Genomic DNA, 18362 nt, shown 5'->3' with positions numbered 1-18362 from the left:
GTCATCGAGCCGAGGAGGTCATCATGACCAGCAGCAGCGACAGAACCGCACATCTCGCCGTCTACGACGCCTTCGCCGACTGGGAGACCGGGCACACCACGGCCCATCTCGCGCAGAACGGCTACACCGTGCGGACCGTGGGGCTGACCCGGGAGCCGGTGACGACCATGGGCGGCCTGCGGATCCAGCCCGACCTGGCGTTGGACGAACTGCGCCCGCAGGACAGCGCGTTGCTGATCCTGACCGGTGCGTCCGGGTGGGATGAGGGGGACGGCCTCGCCCCGTTCGCGCGGACGGCCCGGGCCTTCCTGGACGCGGGGGTCCCGGTCGCGGCGATCTGCGGGGCGACGGCCGGGCTGGCCCGCGAAGGGCTGCTGGACGATCGGGTGCACACGAGCGCGGTCTCCTTCTACCTCGCGGCGACGGGGTACGCGGGCGGCGCGAGCTATGTGGACGCCGACGCGGTCACGGACGCCGGGGCGGCCGGGGGCGGCGGGCTGATCACGGCCGGGCCGACGGAGCCGGTGGCGTTCGCCCGCGAGGTGTTCGCCCTGCTCGAGGTGTACGACGCGAAGAAGCTGGACGCGTGGTACCGGCTGTTCCACGACTCGGACGCGAGCGCGTACGAGGTGTTGCAGGGTGAGTGAGGGTGCGGGGCACGTCCCGTCCGAGCAGGAGTTGCTGAGCCGGGCGGCACTGACGGTGTTCCGGCTGAACGGGCAGTTCCTGTCCGTGGCCGACGAGTTGGCGCGGCCGGGGGGCCTCACGTCGGCGTGGTGGCAGGTGCTGGGGGCGGTGCTGGTGGAGCCGTTGCCGGTGGCGGGGATCGCCCGGACGATGGGGATCACCCGGCAGAGTGTGCAGCGGATCGCGGACCTGCTGGTCGAACGGGGGCTCGCGGAGTACGCGGAGAACCCGGCCCACCGCCGCGCGAAGCTGTTGCGGACGACGGAGGCGGGGCAGGAGGCGGTCTCCCGGATCGGCCCGCCGCACGCGGAGTTCGCCGCGCGGCTGGCGGGGGAGCTGGGGGTGGCGGGGCTGGCGGAGACGGTACGGGTGCTTGAGCGGTTGTCGGGGGCGGTGGAGAACCTGACCGCTGCGGGGTCGTCCGCTCCGGGCCCGGGCCGCCCCGGCCCCGACCGCCCAAGCCCGTCCGGCGCTTGAGGACGGGACCGGGCCGATGTCGGACCCCGACCCGACCGTGTTGGCCGCTCCGGGGCACCGGCGTTGTTGCGTGCATCGCCCTCGTCCGATCAAGGGTTCCGTCCTCAAACGCCGGACGGGCTGAAGGGTGCGGGCCCTCGCTGGAGGTGGGCTTCTGTGGGTCTGGTGGAACCAGGGGGCCCGGGTGCCGTGTCCTAGACCGGGAGCCGGGGCCGGCGTCGGGTGGCGGCGCTATCCTCGTGCGGGCCGCACGGGGAGGAAGCGCACCATGGACAAGCTCGGGTCCGACGACCCGCACCGCATCGGTGCGTACCGTCTCCTCGGCCGCCTCGGCGAGGGCGGCATGGGCCAGGTCTTCCTCGCCCGCTCCGACCGCGGCCGCACCGTCGCCCTCAAGCTCGTCCGCCACGAGCTGGCCGAGCGGCCCGAGTTCCGGGCCCGCTTCCGCCAGGAGGTCCGTGCCGCGCACCGGGTCGGCGGCGCGTGGACCGCACCGGTGCTGGACTCCGACACCGAGGCCCCCGTCCCCTGGGTCGCCACCGGTTACGTCGCCGGGCCCTCCCTCCAGCGCATCGTCTCGGGCCGCCCCGGCGCCCCGATCACGGACTCGGGAGCGTACGGGCCGCTGCCCTTGCGTTCCGTACGGTTCCTCGGCTCCGGGCTCGCCCACGCGCTCCAGCACATCCACGGGGCCGGGCTCATCCACCGGGACCTGAAGCCCTCCAACGTCCTGATGACCATCGACGGCCCCCGGGTCATCGACTTCGGCATCGCGCGCGCCCTGGAATCCGTGCCCGACGGCGATCTGACCCGCACCGGCGCCTTGGTCGGCTCGCCCGGATTCATGGCCCCGGAGCAGGTACGCGGCGAGCGCGTGACCACCGCGTGCGACGTGTTCTGCCTCGGGTCCGTCCTCGCGTACGCCGCTTCGGGCCGGCTGCCGTTCGGTACGCCGGAGAGCGGCGGGGTCCATGCCCTGATGTTCCGGATAGCTCAGGAGGACCCGGACCTGACCGGGGTTCCGGGCGACCTGGCCGACGTCGTCCGGGACTGCCTGGCGAAGGACCCGGCGGCCCGCCCCGGCACCGGCGAGATCCTGGCCCGTCTGGGCGAGGCAGAGGTGGACGAACCTTGGCTGCCCGCCACCCTCATCGCCCAACTCGGCCGCCATGCCGTGGGGTTGCTCGACGCGGAGGACCCGGAGGACCCGGAGGACCCGCGTGGCCGACAAGCCCCACACGCCCCCCAGCAGCCCCAGCAGCCCGCCGCCCGGATACCGCCGGACCCCCACCCGTACGCGCGGCACCACGCGCCCCACGGCAGCCCCGCCGCCCCGCAGCAGTACGCGCCGCACCCGGCCCCCCGCCATACCGCCGAACAGTCCTTCCCTCCGGCCTACTTCGCGCCCACCCCTCCCCCGCCGGCCCGGGAGCGCCGCTCCACCGGGGCCACCGTCGCGCTCATCGCGGTCGCCGTGGCCGTGGCGATAGGGGCGGGCGGATCGGTGTACGCGTTCATGAACGGCGCCGCCCCGGGCACCACCGCCTCCCCCGGGCCTTCGGGCTCCGGCGGGTCCGGCGGCGGACAGCAGGGCGGCGAGGGAGGTGCCGTCCCGAAGGGATTCCTGGGCACCTGGACCGGCTCCATACCCGGCGAACAGGGTTCTTCCTCAAGGACGTTGACCATCCGGCAGGGGGAGGTGGGCGACCAGGTCCTCACGCTCACCGCCGAGGGGCCCCTCGCCTCCGGATCCACGTACCACTGCGAGTTCACCGCTCCCCTCGCCGGCCGGCCCGCCGGGGACGACCCGGTGCGTATCGGCCCCTCCACGGTGTCCTCCGGTCGCCCGGCCTCCTCCTGCACGCCCGGGAAGCCCACCGAACTGACCCTGCTCCCGGACGGGGGCCTGCGCCGGTCCACGGCCGGGACGGGCGAGAGCCTGATCTACACCAAGTCGGACTGAGCGGCTCCGGGAGCCCGCGCGCCGGACGGCTCCACGCCCGCCCCGGAGGACGGCGTCAGCAACGCCCGGGTGATCAGCGCCGCGCCGCCCAGCAGCACGAGCACCACCACCATCGCGTTGCGCAGCCCCACATGGTCGGCCAGGAAGCCGAGCGAGGGCGGGCCGACCAGAAACGCCGCGTAGCCCGCCGTCGAGACCGCCGCGACGCGGGCCGAAGCATTCCGCACGCCTTCGCCCGCCGCCGAGATCGTGACCGGGAAACCGAGAGAGGCGCCGAGACCCCACAGCACCACCGCCGCCCCGGCGAGCAGCGCGTTGTCGGAGAAGATCACCAGGGCCACGCCGACCGCCGCCACCAGGGCGCTGGCCCGGACCACGGCCGCCGGACCATAGCGCACGAGCAGCGGCCCGCCGGTGAAACGGCCCGTCGTCATCGCGACGGCGAACAGCATGAACGTCAGCGAACCGGCCGTCGCACTCGTCCCGTGGCCGTCCACCATCAGCAGTGGCAGCCAGTCGTTCGCGGAGCCCTCCGCGAAGGCCATGGCCAGCACGATCAGGCCGATCAGCACCAGTCGACGGTCCCGCCAGACCGCCAGCTGCCCGCGTATTCCGCCCGGCTTCCTCCCACCGCCGCCCTCGGACTCCGCAGCACCGTCCGAGCCGCCGGAGCGATCGTCGCCCTCGGAGGCCGCCTCCTCCTGCCCCGTACCCGCGGGCACCGCCCGTACGGTCCACACCCCGGCCGCCGCGACGGCGACGGCGATCGTCGCCAGGTGCCAGCCGACCGGGAAGCGGACCGCGGTCATTCCCATTCCGATCAGCGCGCCGACCACGGTCCCCAGGCTGAAGCAGCCGTGCAGGACCGGCAGCACCGGACGGCCCAGGGCCCGTTCGACCGCCGCGCCCTCGATGTTGAACGCCACCTCCGCCAGGCCCATCCCGGCGCCGAACAGGGCGAGTCCGCAGAAGACCCCGGCCGACACCTCCAGCGCCGCACCTCCGGCGATCACCAGCAGCCCGGCCACGAGCAGTCCCGCCCCGAGGGCGATCACGTGCCGCCCGCCGCGCCCGCGCACCAGCCCACCGGAGGCCAGCACTCCGGCCATCGACCCAATGGAGAGCCCGAACAGCACGAGGCCCATCGATCCGGTCGTCACGTCCAGCGCGTCCCGGACGGCCGGGGTGCGGGCGACCCAGGACGCCATGCTCACCCCGGTGGCGAGCATGAAGAGGAAGAGCGCCGCGCGCCAGCGGCGGGTGGTGGTGTCCATGACCGGCGGGTTCTTCATGGGAGTCGGGCCTCGGGAGGTGGGTGGATACGGGAGGAGGGCGCGAGCTTCAGACGCACGGGTACGCGAGTTACGCGGGTACGCGAGTTACGCGGGTGCACAGGCGTACGAGCGTACGCCTGAAGCGTACGTCCGTACACTCTCGTCTCCGCCGCCGCCTCCACCTCCACCCCCGCCGCCCGTTCCGCCCCCTCCCCGCCCTCTATGCTGCGCGGAGGACCGAGCCCACCGAGGAGGCCTGCGTGGCGACAGGGCGCACCGACCCCGAACGGCGGGACCGCATCATCGACGCCGCGCTGGACCTCATCGTCGACGAGGGCGTCGCGGGCGTCTCGCACCGTAAGGTCGCCGCCCGCGCGGGCGTGCCGCTCGGCTCGATGACGTACCACTTCTCCGGCATGGACGAGCTGCTGCACGAGGCGTTCACGCGCTTCTCCGGCACGATCGTCGCCGTCTTCGAGGAACGCCTCGGCGCGGCGAGCACCCCCGACGAAGCGCGCGAGGCCGTCGCCGATCTCGTCCACCACCTCTCCGGCGGCAACCAGCGCGAGCTGATCCTCACCCACGAGCTCTACACCCTCGCCGCACGCCGGCCCGCCTACCGCGAGCTGACCCGCACCTGGATGGGCCGCAGCCGCCGCGCCCTGGAATGGCACTTCGATCCGGCCACCGCCCGTCAGCTCGACGCGCTCATCGAAGGCCTGTCGATCCACCGCGCCCTGGAGACCGAGCCCCACGAGCGCACCCTGACGGTCGAGGCGATCGCGCGGATCACGGCGCCGGCCCGGCGGAAGTAGCGCCCGCCCTCCCGGCCCGCGTCAACATCCCGAAGTCGTCCGGAGGTTGGCAAGTAGGAACGGAATCCTGTGCTCCGGCAGCGCGGGCTGTTGCCATGTGGTGGTCGCTTTCCTCTGTGGAGAAGGGAGTTCTCGCAGGATGCGAACCACAACGCTGGGCAGGGACGGGCCGGTCGTCGGACGGCTGGGACTGGGCGCGATGGGTCTCTCGTACCGCTGCGCCCCGGCCCTCGGGCCCAGGCGCGAGGCCGTATCGCTGGTCCGTGAGGCGATCGACCTCGGGGTCAACCTCGTCGAGACGGCCGGCGCCTACGCGGCCGGGGACAACGAGCGGCTGATCGGTGAGGCCATCCGCGGGCGCCGGGACGAGGTGGTGCTGTGTACCGGCGGCGGCCTGCTCGGCGACGCGGGCGGCGTGCTGCGGCCCGCGGGCGAGCCGCGGGCGTTGCGGGCCTCGGTCGACGAGAGCCTGCGCCGGCTCCACGTGGATCACATCGACCTCTATCTGCTGCGTCACGTCGATCCGGTCGTGCCGCTGGAGGAGAGCTGGGGTGCGCTGGCCGAGCAGGTCTGGGCGGGAAAGATCCGCATGCTGGGGCTGCCCGTCGTCACCGCGCAGGAGGCCCGCGACGCCGAAGCCGTGCACGAGGCGGCGGCGATGGCCGCCGAGGTGTCGCTGTTCGCACCCCGCGCCCTCGACGACGCCGTGCCGTACGCGGTGAAGCGCCGGATCGCGCTGCTGGCCGGCGCTCCGCTCGGGCGCGGCCTGCTGACCGCTGCGCCACTCGGGCGCGATCTGCCGGCCGGCGCTCCACTCGGGCGCGATCTGCCGGCCGGCGCTCCACTCGGGCGCGGCCTGCCGACCGGTGCGCCGTGCCGATCAGACGACCTGGCCCCGGACGGCCGGCGTCGCACCCGGACCCGTTTCGCCCCGCACGCCGTCCGCCGCGATGTCGCTCTCACACGGGCGGTCGCCCAGGTGGCCTCCCGGCACGGGGCGACTCCCGCGCAGGTCGCCCTGGCATGGCTGCTCCGGCTCGGCGAGCACGTGGTGCCGCTGCCCGGCACGACGGCGCCGTGCCACCTCGCGGAGAACCTCGGCAGCGACCGGCTCCTCCTCACCGAACAGGACCTGGCCGAACTGGAGTTGTCGCCCTGCCCGGCGAGCGCCGCCGAGATGTGAGCCGCGCCCCGCACCACCCACCACCCACCACCACCACCCACCTCTGCCCCTGGCTCCCCACCACTTCTGGAGTTCTTGACATGACGACCTCTCTGGTACGGCAGGTCCTCCCGCGCCCCCGACCCCGACCGCGGACGCGGCCGACGGCGGCCGACGTCCACGGGACCACGGCGCCCGGGTTCGCCGCCGTGCGCCATTCCTTCGAACGTGCCTGCCGGGACGCGGGCCCTCCCTGCTCCCAGGGAGCCGCGCTGGCGGTCGTACGGAACGGTGAGACGGTCGTCGACCTGTGGCACGGCACCGCCGACCCGGTGACCGCGACACCGTGGACCGGCGACACCCTCGCACCGGTACTGACGGGCTCCCACGGGATCCTGGCCACGGCGGTCCTGCTGCTCGCCGACATGGGCGCACTCGCGCTGGACCGGCCCGTCGGCGACTACTGGCCGGAGTTCGCGGTGCGCGGCAAGGGCGCGGTGACGCTGCGGGACGTGCTGACGTTCACCGCGCGCCTCCCGGGCCTGGCAGCAGACCTCGACCAACGCGACGTCGAGAACCCGCAGCTGATGGCCCTGCTGCTCGAACCGCACAGCCCGGAGGCCGACCCGCGGGCCGCCGGCGTGCTGCACGGGCCGTGGACCGCCGGGTGGATCGCCGCCGAGGTGATCCGCCGCGTCGACGGCCGCGAACTCGACCTGTTCTTCCTGGAGGAGATCGCGGGCCCGCTCGGTCTCGACATCCATTTCGGCCTCGTACCCGACCAACTGCCGTACGCAGCACGGATCTCGTACGACGCGGACTTCCGCGCCCGCTTCCCGGCGCCGGACGGCAGCGCGGACGACGGCGGGGCGAATCTGGCCGGGCGGGTGTGGAACAACCCGTCCCCGTTCCCCGCGGACGCCGGGATATGGAGCGAGAGCCGACGGCGTCACGCGGTCATCCCCGCGCTGGGGGCATACGCGTCGGCCCGCGGCCTCGCCCGGCTCCAGGGCATCCTGGCGGCGGACGCCGTACGGGCCCCCGGCGAGGCGCCGCTGCTGTTGTCGCGCCGCACCCTGGACCGGGCGCGGAGCCTCTGGGCCGAGGGCCTGGACCCGCTGCTCGGCGGGGTCAGCGCGTACGGCGAGGGCGGGCTCCAACTCCTCGACGAGGGCCTCCACCCGACCGTCCGCTCCGGCGCCTTCGGCCACCGGGGCCCCGGCGGGACCGCCTACCAGGCGTGGCCGCAGGCCGGAATCGGGGCCGCCCTGGTCCGCGGCCGACTGACGGCGGGCCCCGGCGCGCGGGTCCTGGACTCGGTGGCGGACGCGGTGGCGAACACGGTGCCGGGCGCGGTGGTGGACGTTGTGGCGAGGACGCCGCGGACGGCCGCCTGACCTCACGCGTCTCACTCTGCACAAGAAACATAACGAACATTCTCCATGTTTGTTAGTCTGCTCAGCGACGCCCACCTGGGAGGGACCTGCAGTGACGACGACGTACGAGACGCCCGACATGGCGACGGGCCGGCCGCCGGGCGATCTGTCCGAGCTCCTGTTCGGCCATCTGCACCGCTCCGACCAGCAGCGTTGGGGGCGGTTGTACCTCCAGGGGCTGCTGCGGACACAGGGAAAGAAGACCGTGCGCCGGATGGCGGCCGTCGTGACCGGCTCGGAGGCGGCGTCGACCTCGCTGCACCAGTTCGTCAACGCCAGCCCGTGGGAATGGGCCCCGGCCCGCGGCGAGCTGGCCCGCTGGGCCGCCCGGTCGCTGCCGGTACGGGCCTGGACGCTGGCGCCTGCGGTGCTCCCCAAGCGCGGCGACTGCTCGGCCGGGGTGCACCAGCGCTTCCTGTTGGAGTCCGGGCGCACCGTCAACTGCCAGCTGGGCCTGGGCCTGTTCCTGGACGCCGGGCGGACACACGTCCCGGTCGACTGGCGACTCTTCCTGCCTCCCCGGTTCACCCACGACGAGGCCGTGCGCGACCGGGCGAAGATCCCCGCGACGACGCGGGCCCAGCCGCTGTGGGACCACGCCCTGCGCCTCGTCCAGGAGATGACGTCGCGGTCGGACGGGCGGACGGCGCCCGTGGTGGCCGACCTGACGGCCCTCTGCGACGTCGCGCCACTGGCACAGCGGCTACAGGGCGGCGGGCACGCCTTCCTCCTCGCCATCCCGGGTCAGACCGCCCTCGGCGGGCCGGAACTGCCGCCCGGCGAACGGGAGTCGGCACGCGGCATGCTGCTGCGCCGGGGCGTACGGCACCCGGCGGAGGCCGGCCGACAGGCCATCTCGCACGACACTCCCGTACGCGGGCTGCGCCCGGACGGCGAGCGCGGCCACGGTGCGGGTCGGCTGCTGGCCGAGTGGGACGCGAGCAGCGGGCGTCCGGGCCGGATCTGGCTGACGAACATCACCGACCGCCACCCGGCCGAACTGCTGGAGCTGACCCGCTCACCCCGAGGGGCACAGGCCTCGATCGACCGCATGGGCGAGGACTTCGGCCTCCTCGACTTCGAGGGCCGCTCCTACCCCGGCTGGCACCGGCACATGACGCTCGTCTCGGCCGCCTACGCCTGTAGCACCCTGGAGGGCATGCCCTACCGGCCCTGACCCACTCCGCCTTACTTGCTCCTACAACTACATCCCGACCTGAGCCCCCTCAGGGCCCCTTCAGAGGCTCTACTAAGGCTCCATCGCCCCCAGATGATTGCATGGGCATGTATCTTGTTGTTCATCGCAGTCGACAAGGGGAGCCGTTCCATGACGATCCACAAGCAGCCGCGCGCCGCCTCCGACCAGGCCATGTGGGATGCCGTACTCGGCCTGCACGCCTTCGTGGAGCGTCAGCTCGCGCACACGCTGCAGCGGCGTTTCGGCGTCGGCCTCTCCGAGTACCGCGCCCTGGAGGCCCTCACCCAGGCCGAGAACGGCGAATGCCGCATGCAGGAGCTCGCGGACCATATCGGTCTGGGCCAGAGCTCCGTAACCCGCCTGGTGGGGCGGCTGGACGGCGCCGGTTACGCCTACAAGGACACCTGCGCCGACGACAAGCGCGGCGTCTTCGCCGTCATCACCGACGAGGGCCGCAAGCACTACCAGGACGCCCGCGCCACGTACGCCGACGTCCTCAGCTCGGCCCTCAACACCGCGAGCTCCGACGACCAGCTCGCCCGTGCGGTGCAGGCGCTGCGCAGCGCAGCCTGACGCGACCGCGACCACCACGACCTCACCCCCCATCACCACGACAGACGGCGGGACACGTCCGGGAACCGGACCTCCCGCCGTTCTTGCGCGCTCAGGACTTTCCGGCCTCGGCGTACCCTCGGAGCAGATAACATAAGGAGCATTTTTTTTGGGAAGGTGAGAGGTATGGCGCTGAAGCAAGAGCGGGCAGAACAGACCCGCCGAGCACTCCTGCACGCAGCCGCGGAGGTCTTCGACGAGTTCGGCTACGCGGGGGCCAGCATCACCCGCATCCTCAAGCGCGCCGGTGTGACCGCGGGCGCGCTCTACTTCCACTTCGGCTCCAAGGAGGACCTGGCCAAGGTGGTGATGAACAGCCAGCCGCAGACCCTCGTCCCGCTGCTCGCCGCCAGTGGACTGCAACGGCTCATCGACCTCACCCTCGTCTGGTCGTGGCAGCTCCAGCGCGACCCGCTGCTTCGGGCCGGCGTACGGCTGACCAACGAACAGGCCTCCATGGGCGACTCCCTCGACGCCGACCCCTACGAGGAGTTCCGCGGGATCATGACCGCGTGTCTCCACGAGGCGCGGGACGCGGGCGAACTGCAGCCGGGCATCGATCCGGTCGCGGTCGCGGAGTTCGTGGTCTCCGCCTGCACCGGCATGCAGCTGTACTCCAACGTCGTCAGCGGCCGCAGGGACCTTCCCGAGCGCACCCAGCAGATGTGGCACCTTCTCCTCCCGGGCATCGCGGTCCCGTCCGTGATCACCCGCGCCGAAGCGACCCCCGCCCGCGGCGCCTCGCTGATGCCCTGACCGCCCCGCCCGGCCCCGCCCGAGGAGTACGCCGCAGGCGCCCGCGGCCCCTCGTGAGGGAGCGGCGGGCGCCTGCGGCGTACCGGCGGGGGGGGAGCGTCAGACCTGAAGTGCACCGGACCGGTTCGCGACCGGGTCGGGCCGGGGCGCGGCAGCCGCCTCGGGCTTCTTGCGGTCGGCGAGCTTGAGCCAGATGACGCCGACGATGATGACGGTCAGCCAGACACCCTTGGCCAGGGTGAGGGTCTCGTCGAAGAAGAGCGGGCCGAGAACCGCGGCGCCGACCGCGCCGATCCCCGCCCAGACGGCATAGCCGATGCTCACGTCGATCGTGCGGAGGGCGAGGCTCAGCGCGTAGAGCGTCAGCAGGAAGAAGACCACCGCGACCAGGGACCAGGTCAGGACGGTGAAGCCTTCGCTGCCGCCGACGGCGAGCGCGTACCCGATCTCGAAGAGTCCGGCGACGAGAAGCGAGATCCAGGCGTTGGTGGAGCTCTTGGCTGCGTTGGACATGGGAGGTGGGTCCTCTCTCAGGGATGTCGTCAGGTGGTTGCGGGGCGCGATGCGGGCGAGGCGCGCCGGGCCGGGAGCCGGCCTCAGGACTCAGGTCCTCAGGACTCAGGTCCTCAGGACTCAGGCGGAACCGCTCAGTTGCAGGCCGACGACGCCACCGATGACGAGGAGAATGCCGATCGCCTTGTTCACGTTCAGACGCTGACCGAAGAACAGCGCTCCGAGGACGGTGATACCGACGCCCGCGACGGACGTCCACAGGGCGTAGCCGACGCCGACGTCGAAGGTCAGCAGCGCCTTGCTGAGGAAGAAGGTCGCGGCGGCGCCGCTGGCCAGGGTGATGCCGGTCCACTTGCGGTTCTTGAAGCCCTCGGCCTTTCCGGCGGCGATGGCGACCAGGATTTCGAGGGCGACGGCGATGGCGAGGTGGAGCCAGTGCATGGGAGGTCCTTCCGTACGGCGGAATGTGCGGGATGAACGGGCGAGCGGGAAGTCCGGCTGTCAGCTCGGGGAGGTGCTCATGGCGAGGAAGTCCTGGAACGGCTGCTCGGCTTCCGGGAGCCGCAGCGCCGTGACCTTGAGGGGCCAGCGCTCCGGGTCCTCGGCGAAGACGGCGTAGGAGCCCGTGTAGTCGAAGCCGTACCGGGCGGCGGCCCCGCGGTCGGCGGCGTGCACGATGTGGCCGATGCCGGCGTACCGCGCCGCCAGATAGCACAGGGCGCAGGGCTCGCCGGAGGCGATCAGGGTGGCGCCTGCCCCCGCGTGGAGCCCGTACTCGGCGGTGGCGGCGCGGAGGGCGACGACCTCGGCGTGGGCGGTCGGGTCGTTGTCCTCGCGGACCCGGTTGAAGCCCGTCCCCAGGACCCGTCCACCGCCCACGACCATGCCGGAGAAGGGGATGCCGCCCTGCGCGACATGCTCGCGGCTGAGCCGGACCGCCTCGCGGGCGAAGCCCAGCAGTTCGCTTTCGTCTGTACCCATGAGCAGTTCGTCTCCCGAGTTGCCTTGCATCGATCATTTCCCCAGACACTTGCCTGCACATGCAAACAGATGCTTCCGCAATTCCCCGTCGGCGACGTGTCCGGCGAGGGCTAATCTTGCATGTGCAAGTAACAACCGTCAAGTGCACGCTCACGCACGGGCGTTGCGCAGGTGCCGCCTCCGTGCGGCGCACCTCGGGGTCAGCCGCCGCGCTTGCCCGCGCCGCGTCGACACTCCGCGACGGTGTCGGGTGCCGGTCCAGCAGCGGACGAAAATACGTTGGGCGACCGTCGGCGACCTGCGAAGATGCACTGATTCCCAGACGGAGGTCATGTGTTCGTCTTCTTGTGCGCGGGATGCGGTGCCGAGTTGACCGTCCCGCTGTCCCAGGTCTCACTGCCGGCCCACACCCGTCAGCAGTACGGGGACGGGACCCGGCTTCCGGTACTCATGGAGTCCGGGACGTTCGCCGTGGACCCGGACCCCTGGGGAGGACCGTGGCGGACGTGGGACGAGATCGATCCGGGCGAGGCGGAGGCACGCGGTATCCACGCTCCGGTCTACTCCCTGCCCGACAGCAGGACCGGAGCGAGCGTCATCGCGCCCGGAGATATCCGTGGAACCCGGTTGATTCCGGAGAAGCTCGGCGGCTCCTGCTGCGGCCCCGACGGAGCCGACGGGCCCAACATGGCCTGCGAGGCATGCGGCCTCCCCGTGGCGACCAGGATCGACGACTGCTCGCTCTGGCAGGCGGTGCGGCTCCCCTCGGGCGCCGTGCACCGCGCCCCCGTCGACGGCAGCCACGACGCGCCCCTCTCCTGGGCGGAGCTGGCGGCGACGGGGCAGAAGACGCCCCCGTTCGAGGCGATCCCCGTATGGCGAGGACCGCGGGGGGCGACCCACTACTGGTCGTGGAGCCCGCGGTGGGAGGCGGCAGCCGGCCAGGCGCTCGCCCATCTGCTGGTCGCCTCCCAGGGGCGGCCGGTGACGGTGCCGGACGGTCCGGCCGCGGACGTGTTCCGACGCACGCTCGACGCTCTGCTGCCGCCAGGCCCCCCGGGGCGGCGAGCCGTCCTGGCCGGACCGGGACAGCCCTCACCGGACGCCGGCGTCGACATCCTCCTCGTACCGGTCCATCCCCAGACAGGTCAGATCTGGGCACCGGAGACAGGTCAGACCTGGGCACCGGTCGACCGGACCGCGTCGGCACACCTGGTGCCCCTGCCACTGGGGGTGTGGCTGTGGCTGGTCTCCCCCCAGCCGCACTTGCCCGTTCCCGCGTCAGGCCGCCTCCCCCAGGACGTACTCCGCGACGACCCGCCCCCGCAGCTCCCCCACAGCCTGTTCCGGGCCGACCGGCGCACGCTCCAATACACCCTGGCCCGGCTGCCGGCCGTGCGCGCCCCATGGCTGCGCACCCTCTACGAGACTCTTACGCAGAGATCTCCGGCCGACCCGTTCTAGGGTGTGTTTCGTACAGCGCCGGACTCCTCGGCCTCGGTCCCGCCCCTCCGTGGACAAGGCCGGCCCGGCCGTCCACGGTCGCGGAGAGAGCGCGGGACGCACGCCGGGCGCGTCAGCAACTCCCGCCGATACCGCAGGAGGCACCAGAGACATCGCCCTCCGCGTCGCCTTCCGCCTGCTGCGCCTGCGCGTCCAGGATCGCCTGGCGCAACTGGGCGGGCCGCGGGACTCCCTCGATCCGGGTGTCGCCGACGAGCATGGTGGGAACGGACTGCACCCGATGGGCCGCCGCCTCCCGCAGGGCTTCCTGGTGTCGCGCACGATAGGTACCGTCCGCCAGCGCGGCCCGGAACCCGGCCTCGTCCAGGCCGATCCCACCGGCCAGGGCGACGAGGACGTCGATCTGCCCCAAGTCCTGGTCCTCCTGGAAGAAGGCCCGGAACATCCGCTGGTTGTAGGCGGTTCCGAGGCCGCGCTCGGCCGCGTACTGATAGCCCTCGAAGGCGAGAGCCGTGTACGGCTGGGGAGAGACGGCGGGGAGCGTGATGTCGACGCCCAGACGACGTGCCATGGGATAGACGGCCCGTTCCCAGATGCCGGGCAGGTACGCGTCCTCCGGCCGCAGGGTGGGCTGGGGGTGAGGACGCAGCTCGAAGGGCATCCACTCGACCTCCACCTCGGCGCCGACGTCCTTGATCGCCTCTTCGACCGGGCCTTCGGCCAGCATGCAGAAGGGGCAGACGTAGTCGGACCAGATCTTGATCTTCACGGGTTCAGCCATGCGCCGACTCCAGGTCATTGATCGCACAAGCAACAACACCCCCCGGCAGGGCGGTGGGAGTTGACGGACGATCAAAAGGTTGCACGATCATGCACTTTTATGTCAAGCCGTCCCGCCGTTGCCGGGACGGCAAGCCGGAAGCCGCGGGAAACCCCTTGCGAGAGCGCTCCCACACCTGAAAGATCCCCGCATGACCTCTCCGTCGCCCCTGCTGCGCCCGTACCGCCCCGAGGACCGCGAGGCCCTCTTCGACATCTGCGTACGCACGGGGCACGAGGGCGGGGACGCCCGCCACCTCTACCCGGACCCGGGCCTGCTGCCGAACATCTTCGCCGCGCCCTACGCCGCCCTGGAGCCGGAGCTGGCCTTCGTGGTCGAGGACGGCGGGCGCGCGGTCGGCTACATCCTCGGCACGGCGGACACCGCGTCCTTCGTCGACCGCTACCGCGCCGAATGGCTCCCCGGCCTCGCCGAGCGCTACCCGGCCCCCGTACGCCAACCCGCTTCACGGGCCGAGGAGATGACCGCCCTCATGCACGCCCCCGAGCGCATGATCGTGCCGGAGCTGGCCGGCTATCCGGCCCACCTGCACATCGACCTGCTCCCGACCCACCAGCGGTCCGGACACGGGCGACGCCTCATGGAGGCCTTTTTGGACGCCCTGGGCGAACAGGGCGTCAAGGCGGTCCACTTGGGCATGCTCACCGTCAACACCCGGGCCCGCGCCTTCTACGATCGCGTCGGCTTCCACGAGATCGCCGTGCCGGACGCGGGGTCCGTGACGTATCTGGGTCGCTCAGTTCAGTAACGCGTAGGCGGCGTTGAAGAGGATCAGCGTGTGCACGAACCGCCCCGCACGCGTGGGCGGGTACCGCCACGCCAGCGGCCAGGTGTCACCCCCCAGCGCCGGTACGGGGACGTAACTGATACGGCCCGTCGCCGCGTTGAACTGCGTCACCGCACGCGGCCACGGCCGCCCGGCCGTCGAGCCCGCCGGCACGAGGAAGTACACCCCGCGCCGACCGTTCGACTCGGTGACGACGGGTCCCGGTTCGCCGCCGACCAACTCCTCCATCAGGTCGGCCAGCCGCCGCCCGTCGTCGCCGTCCACGCGGACGGCGTCGAATTGCACGCCCGCCTTGCGGAGATGAAATCCGGAGTCCGGAATCCACTCGGCCCTCAGCCCACCATTAAGTGCGTTCACGAGACGATTGTGACCCCGATCACCTAGCGTTCTCGCTACCTGCCGAGGTGCGTCGCACAGCCGTTGACCTGCTCGAACTTCTCTGAAGTGGGGCGGAATTCAACGACTTCGAGTAATGACCGGTTGAGTTCGGTTGAGTCGAAAAGAGATCGCGTAATGGCGAGTGCTGAAAACAAGCAGACCGCGAGCCCGATGGCCCTCATGGTGGCGGATGTGGCCCGGACGATGCGTATCCAGCGGGGCTGGACACAGGAACAGCTCGGTCACGAGCTCGGCTACTCGGCAGCGGCCGTCAGCGCCATGGAGACGTGCGCGCAGCCCGCGAGCGACGCGATGCTGGTCGAGTTGGAACGGGTGCTCGGCAACGGGACCGCCATGTTCGAGAGCGCGCGGCGGTACATGCGGATGGAGAGGTATCCGCTCCAGTTCCAGGACTACGCGCTGCTGGAGCAAGCGGCGCTGAGCCTTCAGCTGTTCGCGACGAACGTCGTCCACGGGCTGTTCCAGACGGAGGCGTACGCACGCGCGCTGATCGGCGGCGGATACCCGCCGCTCTCCGACCAGCGCGTCGAAGAGCTGGTCCAGCTGCGGATGGAGCGCAAGGCCCTCTTCGACCGGGAGCCGGTCCCGATGATCGAGATCATCATCGACGAGTCCGTCCTGCGCCGGGTCATCGGCGACGAGGAGGTCATGCGCGAGCAGCTCCTCCATCTCGTGGAGTGCGCGCGCCGCCGGAACGTCACGCTTCTGGTGCTGCCGCTGGACGCCGGTAAGTACGGGGAGTATGCAGGAGATCGCGGCTCGATGAACCTGCTGGAGACTCCGGCGCACGAGCATCTCGTCTATCTGGAGCCGCAGGACGAGAGCATGCTGATCAGCGACCCGGCAAAGGTGAGCATCTACGCGCAGCGCTATGCGAAGATCCGGTCACAGGCCCTGGGTCCTCGTGAATCGCTGGACCTCATCAAGCGGTTGGCAGGAGTAGCGGTATGAGCAGCACCCTCCGATGGTTCAAGTCGAGCTACAGCAGCGGCGAGTGCATCGAGGTCGCCTTCGCCTGGCGCAAGTCCTCCTACAGCAGCTCCAGCGGCGGCGACTGCATCGAGGTCGCCACCTGCCCCCACGCCGTCCACGTCCGTGACTCCAAGGTGCCCGACGGGCCCGCCTTCGCCGTCGCGCCGGACGCCTGGTCCGCGTTCCTCGGCTGGGCGGGCTGACAGCCCGGCATCACCGCTCCCGCGCGGTCTGCCTCCTGGCGTGTGCATCGCCACGCCAGGAGGCAGACCGCTCAAGGAAGGCGCGGCTCCGTCACGCTGCCAGCTTCACTGAATTGATCGGCGTGAAGTCGTGGTCGTAGTACGTGCCGGCCGCCTGGTTGCCCCCGCAACCGGTGCCGTTGGAACCCGTGCAGCGGTACGCCTTGGCTCCACCGGTCTGGTTGTTGAACCAGCGCTTCATGCCGATCTGGTCGTAGATCCTGTGGGTGCCGTACGAGTAGAACGCATGGCTCGGCCGGTCGCCGTTCCAGCTCGCGTTCGGGTAGAGACAGACGGCCCCGGACGGGCAGCCGTGGATCGTGGCTGCCGCCTCCACCGCGGTGGCGGTTCCGCCCAACGTGAGTACGGCGCCGGTGGCGAGCGCCGTCGCGGCCATAGCAGTCCTCGTGATGGTGCTCCGAATGTGACGCATGCGCGTTTTCCCCCATCTGGTTGGTCTTGGTTCGCTCATCGCTCGTTTAGGAGCTTCTCCGACGATGATGAGGAAGCCCGTGAAAACGGGTCCAAGGGTTTTCATCGCACGGAAAACGGATGCGTTCATTCGGGGGATCCATGGAACTCCGTATCCATTTCACAGCAGACGACCTGACACGCATCACGGTGGCTCCCCGGCCCGACCCCATGTGGGAGCTGGTCAACAGCCTGCATGCACTCCAGGCCCGGCAGACCGCCCCGAACCACGCGCCGTGGCTGGAGCATGTCCGCAGACGGCTGGCCCGAAGCGACCTGAGAGAGCCGATCCGGCTGCTCACCACGCTGGTGCCGGCCCGGGGAAAATTCCCCGACTTTCTGACCCCACCCCACAGGGGCGGGATGGAGGTCGCCCGTGACCTGATCCTCGCCACGCCGACGGATCGCGTGCGCGCCGAGCTTGCCGCATGCTGCACGCAGCGGACGCCGCCCGACCGGCTCCGGCGGCTCGCGGAGGGCGACCGTGCCGCCCGGCAGGAACTTGACGCCGCCCTCATCGTCTACGTCCGCGAACTCCTCGCGCCACAACGGCAACTGATCGACGACGTGGTGCACAGCGACCGCGCGCACCACAGCCGGGACGTGCTGGAGGGGGGCTCCGAACGGCTGCTGAGCTCGTTGTCGCCCTGCATCCGCTGGGAGCCGCCGACGCTGGTCGCCGACTATCCCCGCAACGGCGACCTCCACCTGCGCGGTCGCGGTATCTCGCTGATCCCGTCCTTCTTCTGCACGGGGCGTCCCATCACGCTCATCGACCCCGACCTCCCACCGGTTCTGGTCTACCCCGCGAACCGTCGCTCCGACGGTGCGGGCACCCTCGACGCCCTGCCCGAACTTCTGGGCCGCACCAGGGCCATGGCCCTGTGCGCTCTGGCCTCACCGTGCTCGACGGGCGAACTGGCCGTGCGGATCGGTGTGTCGATCGCGAGCGCGAGCAAGCACGCGTCGGTGCTGCGCAAGGCGAGGCTCATCACCAGTACGCGCAGGGGCTGCGAGGTGGTGCACGCCCTGACCCCGCTCGGACGTGAGGTGGCGCAGGGGCGGAGGCGCGGATCGTGGTGCGATGAGTGACGGCTGCCGCCCCGACCGTGCGTCGACCGGCCGACCGTCCGCACCCCGACCCACCGGAGGTCAACCGACCGATCGCGCCTCGCTCGACCCGCCGCGTCTCGCTCGACCGTACGTCGACGACAGCTCCTAGTCTTCTGAGTCAGGAATTCTGTTCAGATGTATAGGCTTGGTCTGTGGCGCGTACTGGGCGGCCGAAGGCCGAGTTGATCCTGTCCGACGA

At 71.5% G+C, this 18362-nt stretch carries 21 protein-coding genes; 14 read left to right on the top strand and 7 right to left on the bottom strand.

The features are described from left to right. Positions 1-23 precede the first annotated feature (23 nt). The 3 genes from ACIRJT_RS29545 to ACIRJT_RS29535 all read left to right on the top strand — a co-directional run bounded on the left by ACIRJT_RS29545 (position 24) and on the right by ACIRJT_RS29535 (position 3127). Positions 24-647: a DJ-1/PfpI family protein gene (locus ACIRJT_RS29545; RefSeq protein WP_403914974.1), complete on the top strand. Its 624-nt coding sequence runs from the start codon at positions 24-26 to the stop codon at positions 645-647. After that, on the top strand, positions 640-1164 hold the full coding sequence (locus ACIRJT_RS29540; protein WP_403914971.1) for a MarR family winged helix-turn-helix transcriptional regulator: 525 nt from the start codon (positions 640-642) through the stop codon (positions 1162-1164). Before ACIRJT_RS29545 ends, ACIRJT_RS29540 begins: the two co-directional genes overlap by 8 nt. Positions 1165-1432: 268 nt before the next feature. Continuing rightward, the gene (locus ACIRJT_RS29535) at positions 1433-3127 is read left to right on the top strand and encodes a serine/threonine-protein kinase (protein ID WP_403914969.1); all 1695 of its coding nucleotides are present in this window, start codon (positions 1433-1435) and stop codon (positions 3125-3127) included. Here the strand turns inward: ACIRJT_RS29535 and ACIRJT_RS29530 are convergent. Continuing rightward, positions 3109-4419: an MFS transporter gene (locus ACIRJT_RS29530; RefSeq protein WP_403914966.1), complete on the bottom strand. Its 1311-nt coding sequence runs from the start codon at positions 4417-4419 to the stop codon at positions 3109-3111. The two genes, ACIRJT_RS29535 and ACIRJT_RS29530, sit on opposite strands and share 19 nt — an antisense overlap. Positions 4420-4661: 242 nt before the next feature. Between ACIRJT_RS29530 and ACIRJT_RS29525 the strand changes: the two genes are divergently transcribed. From ACIRJT_RS29525 to ACIRJT_RS29500, 6 genes are all read left to right on the top strand, one after another. Continuing rightward, positions 4662-5216: a TetR/AcrR family transcriptional regulator gene (locus ACIRJT_RS29525; RefSeq protein ID WP_403914964.1), complete on the top strand. Its 555-nt coding sequence runs from the start codon at positions 4662-4664 to the stop codon at positions 5214-5216. A 139-nt stretch (positions 5217-5355) separates the two neighbouring features. Then, positions 5356-6399, top strand: a complete 1044-nt coding sequence (locus ACIRJT_RS29520; RefSeq protein WP_403914961.1) for an aldo/keto reductase — start codon at positions 5356-5358, stop codon at positions 6397-6399. A gap of 80 nt (positions 6400-6479) precedes the next feature. Beyond that, positions 6480-7775: a serine hydrolase domain-containing protein gene (locus ACIRJT_RS29515; RefSeq protein ID WP_403914958.1), complete on the top strand. Its 1296-nt coding sequence runs from the start codon at positions 6480-6482 to the stop codon at positions 7773-7775. 91 nt (positions 7776-7866) lie between these two features. Then, complete coding sequence (locus ACIRJT_RS29510) at positions 7867-8991, top strand: IS701 family transposase (protein WP_403914955.1); 1125 nt, start codon at positions 7867-7869, stop codon at positions 8989-8991. A gap of 150 nt (positions 8992-9141) precedes the next feature. Continuing rightward, positions 9142-9585: a MarR family winged helix-turn-helix transcriptional regulator gene (locus ACIRJT_RS29505; protein WP_403914951.1), complete on the top strand. Its 444-nt coding sequence runs from the start codon at positions 9142-9144 to the stop codon at positions 9583-9585. A 165-nt stretch (positions 9586-9750) separates the two neighbouring features. Next, positions 9751-10380 carry a ScbR family autoregulator-binding transcription factor gene (locus ACIRJT_RS29500; RefSeq protein WP_403914948.1) on the top strand — a complete coding sequence of 210 codons (630 nt, stop codon included), beginning with the start codon at positions 9751-9753 and terminating at the stop codon, positions 10378-10380. A 99-nt stretch (positions 10381-10479) separates the two neighbouring features. Here the strand turns inward: ACIRJT_RS29500 and ACIRJT_RS29495 are convergent, their stop codons facing one another. The 3 genes from ACIRJT_RS29495 to ACIRJT_RS29485 all read right to left on the bottom strand — a co-directional run bounded on the left by ACIRJT_RS29495 (position 10480) and on the right by ACIRJT_RS29485 (position 11874). Continuing rightward, positions 10480-10893, bottom strand: a complete 414-nt coding sequence (locus tag ACIRJT_RS29495) for a DMT family transporter (RefSeq protein ID WP_403914946.1) — start codon at positions 10891-10893, stop codon at positions 10480-10482. A 120-nt stretch (positions 10894-11013) separates the two neighbouring features. Next, a complete protein-coding gene (locus ACIRJT_RS29490) occupies positions 11014-11334 on the bottom strand; it encodes a DMT family transporter (RefSeq protein WP_403914944.1) in 321 nt (106 codons plus the stop codon). 60 nt (positions 11335-11394) lie between these two features. Continuing rightward, positions 11395-11874 carry a nucleoside deaminase gene (locus tag ACIRJT_RS29485; protein WP_403914941.1) on the bottom strand — a complete coding sequence of 160 codons (480 nt, stop codon included), beginning with the start codon at positions 11872-11874 and terminating at the stop codon, positions 11395-11397. A 333-nt stretch (positions 11875-12207) separates the two neighbouring features. On the opposite strand from ACIRJT_RS29485, the gene ACIRJT_RS29480 reads away from it, so the two are divergent. Then, complete coding sequence (locus ACIRJT_RS29480) at positions 12208-13338, top strand: hypothetical protein (RefSeq protein ID WP_403914938.1); 1131 nt, start codon at positions 12208-12210, stop codon at positions 13336-13338. A 112-nt stretch (positions 13339-13450) separates the two neighbouring features. Here ACIRJT_RS29480 and ACIRJT_RS29475 read toward each other — a convergent pair whose 3' ends face one another. Next, entirely contained in the window at positions 13451-14119 is a 669-nt protein-coding gene (locus ACIRJT_RS29475; RefSeq protein WP_403914937.1) for a DsbA family protein, read from the bottom strand. Positions 14120-14309: 190 nt separating this feature from the next. Between ACIRJT_RS29475 and ACIRJT_RS29470 the strand changes: the two genes are divergently transcribed. Next, positions 14310-14927 (top strand): GNAT family N-acetyltransferase, encoded by a 618-nt coding sequence (locus ACIRJT_RS29470; protein WP_403914935.1) that lies wholly within the window; start codon positions 14310-14312, stop codon positions 14925-14927. Here the strand turns inward: ACIRJT_RS29470 and ACIRJT_RS29465 are convergent. Beyond that, positions 14916-15323 carry a hypothetical protein gene (locus ACIRJT_RS29465; RefSeq protein ID WP_403914932.1) on the bottom strand — a complete coding sequence of 136 codons (408 nt, stop codon included), beginning with the start codon at positions 15321-15323 and terminating at the stop codon, positions 14916-14918. The genes ACIRJT_RS29470 and ACIRJT_RS29465 overlap by 12 nt on opposite strands. 156 nt (positions 15324-15479) lie before the next feature. On the opposite strand from ACIRJT_RS29465, the gene ACIRJT_RS29460 reads away from it, so the two are divergent. Together ACIRJT_RS29460 and ACIRJT_RS29455 are read left to right on the top strand one after the other, a co-directional pair. Next, positions 15480-16316: a Scr1 family TA system antitoxin-like transcriptional regulator gene (locus tag ACIRJT_RS29460; RefSeq protein ID WP_403914930.1), complete on the top strand. Its 837-nt coding sequence runs from the start codon at positions 15480-15482 to the stop codon at positions 16314-16316. Next, entirely contained in the window at positions 16313-16540 is a 228-nt protein-coding gene (locus ACIRJT_RS29455) for a DUF397 domain-containing protein (RefSeq protein ID WP_403914927.1), read from the top strand. The genes ACIRJT_RS29460 and ACIRJT_RS29455 overlap by 4 nt, the downstream gene beginning before the upstream one ends. Positions 16541-16631: 91 nt before the next feature. Here ACIRJT_RS29455 and ACIRJT_RS29450 read toward each other — a convergent pair whose 3' ends face one another. Beyond that, positions 16632-16976, bottom strand: a complete 345-nt coding sequence (locus tag ACIRJT_RS29450) for a hypothetical protein (protein WP_403914924.1) — start codon at positions 16974-16976, stop codon at positions 16632-16634. A 176-nt stretch (positions 16977-17152) separates the two neighbouring features. Here ACIRJT_RS29450 and ACIRJT_RS29445 point away from each other — a divergent pair, with 176 nt between their 5' ends. After that, positions 17153-18142 (top strand): transcriptional regulator, encoded by a 990-nt coding sequence (locus ACIRJT_RS29445; RefSeq protein ID WP_403914921.1) that lies wholly within the window; start codon positions 17153-17155, stop codon positions 18140-18142. Positions 18143-18362 lie beyond the last annotated feature (220 nt).

Origin of the sequence: Streptomyces sp. NPDC102283 (genome assembly GCF_044766265.1) — a bacterium.
Classification (GTDB): domain Bacteria; phylum Actinomycetota; class Actinomycetes; order Streptomycetales; family Streptomycetaceae; genus Streptomyces.
Note: the sequence above shows the minus strand (reverse complement) of the source record. Positions and strands in the feature narration are given on the sequence as shown.